Here is a 5,896-nt window from a genome sequence, read left to right on the forward strand (position 1 = left end):
CTATTTTTTAGCTGCGGGCGTTGCCGGTTTGGCGGGGGCTTTGGGTGCGGGCGCGCCGACCGAAGCCTGGTCCTTCAGCTTCGCCAGCACCGCAGGACCGATGCCTTTTACCTTCGTCAACTCGTCCACAGACTTGAACGCGCCGTTTTGCGCGCGGTATTCCGCAATGGCTTTCGCCTTCGCCGGACCTATTCCCGGCAGCGCCTCCAACTCCTGCGGCGAAGCGGCATTGATGTTTACCGCCGCAAGGGAGAAGGCGCAGGAGAACAGCATACAGAACAGCACGAACATTTTCTTCATGGTTTTTCCTTTAAAGATTGCAAACAATAAACCGCATCCTGCGGACGATAAGGTGCGTCATTTTAAAATGAATACCCGGACGCTTCAAGCCCCGCATCCGCCCAAAGCCCGCATTCCCCGACCCGCTTTGCGGGTAAGGCAAAAACCCCCGAATAATCGGGGGTTTTCTGAAAGGGTGTTTGGCAGTGACCTACTTTCGCATGGAAGAACCACACTATCATCGGCGCTGAGTCGTTTCACGGTCCTGTTCGGGATGGGAAGGCGTGGGACCAACTCGCTATGGCCGCCAAACTTAAACTGTTACAAATCGGTAAAGCCTTAATTAATATATTCGGTGATGACTGAATCAGTCAGTAAGCTTTTATCTCTTAAAGTTCTTCAAATGATAGAGTCAAGCCTCACGAGCAATTAGTATGGGTTAGCTTCACGCGTTACCGCGCTTCCACACCCCACCTATCAACGTCCTGGTCTTGAACGACTCTTTAGTGTGGTTAAACCACAAGGGAAGTCTCATCTTCAGGCGAGTTTCGCGCTTAGATGCTTTCAGCGCTTATCTCTTCCGAACTTAGCTACCCGGCTATGCAACTGGCGTTACAACCGGTACACCAGAGGTTCGTCCACTCCGGTCCTCTCGTACTAGGAGCAGCCCCCGTCAAACTTCCAACGCCCACTGCAGATAGGGACCAAACTGTCTCACGACGTTTTAAACCCAGCTCACGTACCACTTTAAATGGCGAACAGCCATACCCTTGGGACCGACTACAGCCCCAGGATGTGATGAGCCGACATCGAGGTGCCAAACTCCGCCGTCGATATGAACTCTTGGGCGGAATCAGCCTGTTATCCCCGGAGTACCTTTTATCCGTTGAGCGATGGCCCTTCCATACAGAACCACCGGATCACTATGTCCTGCTTTCGCACCTGCTCGACTTGTCGGTCTCGCAGTTAAGCTACCTTTTGCCATTGCACTATCAGTCCGATTTCCGACCGGACCTAGGTAACCTTCGAACTCCTCCGTTACTCTTTGGGAGGAGACCGCCCCAGTCAAACTGCCTACCATGCACGGTCCCCGACCCGGATTACGGGTCTGGGTTAGAACCTCAAAGACACCAGGGTGGTATTTCAAGGACGGCTCCACAGAGACTGGCGTCTCTGCTTCAAAGCCTCCCACCTATCCTACACAAGTGACTTCAAAGTCCAATGCAAAGCTACAGTAAAGGTTCACGGGGTCTTTCCGTCTAGCAGCGGGTAGATTGCATCTTCACAACCACTTCAACTTCGCTGAGTCTCGGGAGGAGACAGTGTGGCCATCGTTACGCCATTCGTGCGGGTCGGAACTTACCCGACAAGGAATTTCGCTACCTTAGGACCGTTATAGTTACGGCCGCCGTTTACTGGGGCTTCGATCCGATGCTCTCACATCTTCAATTAACCTTCCAGCACCGGGCAGGCGTCACACCCTATACGTCCACTTTCGTGTTAGCAGAGTGCTGTGTTTTTAATAAACAGTCGCAGCCACCTATTCTCTGCGACCCTCCAGGGCTTACGGAGCAAGTCCTTAACCTTAGAGGGCATACCTTCTCCCGAAGTTACGGTATCAATTTGCCGAGTTCCTTCTCCCGAGTTCTCTCAAGCGCCTTAGAATTCTCATCCTGCCCACCTGTGTCGGTTTGCGGTACGGTTCGATTCAAACTGAAGCTTAGTGGCTTTTCCTGGAAGCGTGGTATCGGTTACTTCGTGTCCGTAGACACTCGTCGTCACTTCTCGGTGTTAAGAAGACCCGGATTTGCCTAAGTCTTCCACCTACCGGCTTAAACAAGCTATTCCAACAGCTTGCTAACCTAACCTTCTCCGTCCCCACATCGCATTTGAATCAAGTACAGGAATATTAACCTGTTTCCCATCGACTACGCATTTCTGCCTCGCCTTAGGGGCCGACTCACCCTACGCCGATGAACGTTGCGTAGGAAACCTTGGGCTTTCGGCGAGCGGGCTTTTCACCCGCTTTATCGCTACTCATGTCAACATTCGCACTTCTGATACCTCCAGCACACTTTACAATGCACCTTCATCGGCCTACAGAACGCTCCCCTACCATGCCGGTAAACCGGCATCCGCAGCTTCGGTTATAGATTTGAGCCCCGTTACATCTTCCGCGCAGGACGACTCGACCAGTGAGCTATTACGCTTTCTTTAAATGATGGCTGCTTCTAAGCCAACATCCTGGCTGTCTATGCCTTCCCACTTCGTTTACCACTTAATCTATCATTTGGGACCTTAGCTGGCGGTCTGGGTTGTTTCCCTCTTGACAACGGACGTTAGCACCCGCTGTCTGTCTCCCGAGGAACCACTTGATGGTATTCTGAGTTTGCCATGGGTTGGTAAGTTGCAATAACCCCCTAGCCATAACAGTGCTTTACCCCCATCAGTGTCTTGCTCGAGGCACTACCTAAATAGTTTTCGGGGAGAACCAGCTATCTCCGAGTTTGTTTAGCCTTTCACCCCTATCCACAGCTCATCCCCGCATTTTGCAACATGCGTGGGTTCGGTCCTCCAGTACCTGTTACGGCACCTTCAACCTGGCCATGGATAGATCACTCGGTTTCGGGTCTACACCCAGCAACTGTTCGCCCTATTAAGACTCGGTTTCCCTACGCCTCCCCTATTCGGTTAAGCTCGCTACTGAATGTAAGTCGTTGACCCATTATACAAAAGGTACGCAGTCACACCACTAGGGTGCTCCCACTGTTTGTATGCATCAGGTTTCAGGTTCTATTTCACTCCCCTCCCGGGGTTCTTTTCGCCTTTCCCTCACGGTACTGGTTCACTATCGGTCGATGATGAGTATTTAGCCTTGGAGGATGGTCCCCCCATATTCAGACAGGATTTCACGTGTCCCGCCCTACTTTTCGTACGCTTAGTACCACTATTGAGATTTCGAATACGGGACTATCACCCACTATGGTCAAGCTTCCCAGCTTGTTCTTCTATCTCAACAGTTATCACGTACAGGCTCCTCCGCGTTCGCTCGCCACTACTTGCGGAATCTCGGTTGATTTCTTTTCCTCCGGGTATTTAGATGGTTCAGTTCTCCGGGTTCGCTTCTCTAAGTCTATGTATTCAACTTAGGATACTGCATAGAATGCAGTGGGTTTCCCCATTCGGACATCGCGGGATCATAGCTTTATTGCCAGCTCCCCCGCGCTTTTCGCAGGCTTACACGTCCTTCGTCGCCTATCATCGCCAAGGCATCCACCTGATGCACTTATTCACTTGACTCTATCATTTCAAGAACTTCTTTGACTTTGTTTACCTACCCGTTGACTAGGGAAGTAAACTTGAAATTCCTACTTTGATAAAGCTTACTGCTTTGTTGTGTCTTAATCCTGCCTTTTGTGTTTCAGGATTAAGTCGATACAATCATCACCCAAATACTGTTTCGGTTTGCTTTTCCATGTTTTGACATTTGGAATCAACACCGGTTGCAACCGGTTTCGATTCGGCAAACCAACTTTTATTTGTTTGTTGATTTCGGCTTTCCAATTTGTTAAAGATCGATGCGTCGTTATTCTACTCCGCAAATCAAAATAAGTTGCTATAAAATATAAAAGTACAAATAAAATAAAAGCAACAGGATTACTTTGATTTGCAAAGTTTTGGTGGAGGCAAACGGGATCGAACCGATGACCCCCTGCTTGCAAAGCAGGTGCTCTACCAACTGAGCTATGCCCCCGTTCTTGGTGGGTCTGGGAGGACTTGAACCTCCGACCCCACGCTTATCAAGCGTGTGCTCTAACCAGCTGAGCTACAAACCCGGATTCTCTTCTTAAGCGAACCTTGCCTTCACTCAAGCTTCTTCCGCATCTTTTCAGTTTACCGATAAGTGTGAATGCCTAAAGCCTCTTCTTTCTCTAGAAAGGAGGTGATCCAGCCGCAGGTTCCCCTACGGCTACCTTGTTACGACTTCACCCCAGTCATGAAGCATACCGTGGTAAGCGGACCCCTTGCGGTTATCCTACCTACTTCTGGTATCCCCCACTCCCATGGTGTGACGGGCGGTGTGTACAAGACCCGGGAACGTATTCACCGCAGTATGCTGACCTGCGATTACTAGCGATTCCGACTTCATGCACTCGAGTTGCAGAGTGCAATCCGGACTACGATCGGTTTTGTGAGATTGGCTCCACCTCGCGGCTTGGCTACCCTCTGTACCGACCATTGTATGACGTGTGAAGCCCTGGTCATAAGGGCCATGAGGACTTGACGTCATCCCCACCTTCCTCCGGCTTGTCACCGGCAGTCTCATTAGAGTGCCCAACTGAATGGTGGCAACTAATGACAAGGGTTGCGCTCGTTGCGGGACTTAACCCAACATCTCACGACACGAGCTGACGACAGCCATGCAGCACCTGTGTTACGGCTCCCGAAGGCACTCCTCCGTCTCTGGAGGATTCCGTACATGTCAAGACCAGGTAAGGTTCTTCGCGTTGCATCGAATTAATCCACATCATCCACCGCTTGTGCGGGTCCCCGTCAATTCCTTTGAGTTTTAATCTTGCGACCGTACTCCCCAGGCGGTCAATTTCACGCGTTAGCTACGCTACCAAGCAATCAGGTTGCCCAACAGCTAATTGACATCGTTTAGGGCGTGGACTACCAGGGTATCTAATCCTGTTTGCTACCCACGCTTTCGGGCATGAACGTCAGTGTTATCCCAGGAGGCTGCCTTCGCCATCGGTATTCCTCCACATCTCTACGCATTTCACTGCTACACGTGGAATTCTACCTCCCTCTGACACACTCGAGTCACCCAGTTCAGAACGCAGTTCCCGGGTTGAGCCCGGGGATTTCACATCCTGCTTAAGTAACCGTCTGCGCCCGCTTTACGCCCAGTAATTCCGATTAACGCTCGCACCCTACGTATTACCGCGGCTGCTGGCACGTAGTTAGCCGGTGCTTATTCTTCAGGTACCGTCATCAGCCGCTGATGTTAGCAACAGCCTTTTCTTCCCTGACAAAAGTCCTTTACAACCCGAAGGCCTTCTTCAGACACGCGGCATGGCTGGATCAGGCTTGCGCCCATTGTCCAAAATTCCCCACTGCTGCCTCCCGTAGGAGTCTGGGCCGTGTCTCAGTCCCAGTGTGGCGGATCATCCTCTCAGACCCGCTACTGATCGTCGCCTTGGTAGGCCTTTACCCCACCAACCAGCTAATCAGATATCGGCCGCTCGAATAGCGCAAGGCCCGAAGGTCCCCTGCTTTCCCTCTCAAGACGTATGCGGTATTAGCTAATCTTTCGATCAGTTATCCCCCACTACTCGGTACGTTCCGATATGTTACTCACCCGTTCGCCACTCGCCACCCAAGAAGCAAGCTTCTCTGTGCTGCCGTCCGACTTGCATGTGTAAAGCATGCCGCCAGCGTTCAATCTGAGCCAGGATCAAACTCTTATGTTCAATCTCTAACTTTTTAACTTCTGGTCTGCTTCAAAGAAACCGACAGGACAATGTTCAAAACATTATCTTGTCTGTCTTTCAAACAGTGTGAGGCTCAAGGCACTCACACTTATCGGTAATCTGTTTTGTTAAAGAGCGTT

2 tRNA genes, 3 rRNA genes and 1 pseudogene are annotated in these 5,896 nt (G+C 50.9%); all 6 read right to left on the minus strand.

What is annotated here, in order from left to right:
• Positions 1 to 397 (minus strand): annotated as a pseudogene (locus tag Q3O12_RS10665) (helix-hairpin-helix domain-containing protein).
• A gap of 80 nt (positions 398 to 477) precedes the next feature.
• Positions 478 to 591: ribosomal RNA gene (gene rrf / locus Q3O12_RS10670) — 5S ribosomal RNA — on the minus strand.
• A 96-nt stretch (positions 592 to 687) separates the two neighbouring features.
• Positions 688 to 3,579, minus strand: a 23S ribosomal RNA gene (locus tag Q3O12_RS10675).
• A 378-nt stretch (positions 3,580 to 3,957) separates the two neighbouring features.
• Positions 3,958 to 4,033: transfer RNA gene (locus tag Q3O12_RS10680), tRNA-Ala, on the minus strand.
• Positions 4,034 to 4,038: 5 nt separating this feature from the next.
• Positions 4,039 to 4,115 (minus strand) — tRNA-Ile (locus Q3O12_RS10685).
• Positions 4,116 to 4,215: 100 nt separating this feature from the next.
• Positions 4,216 to 5,756: ribosomal RNA gene (locus Q3O12_RS10690) — 16S ribosomal RNA — on the minus strand.
• The 16S, 23S and 5S rRNA genes sit together here with 2 tRNA genes alongside, the layout of an rRNA operon.
• Positions 5,757 to 5,896: the final 140 nt, after the last annotated feature.

The organism is Neisseria benedictiae, assembly GCF_958267435.1.
GTDB lineage: Bacteria > Pseudomonadota > Gammaproteobacteria > Burkholderiales > Neisseriaceae > Neisseria > Neisseria bergeri.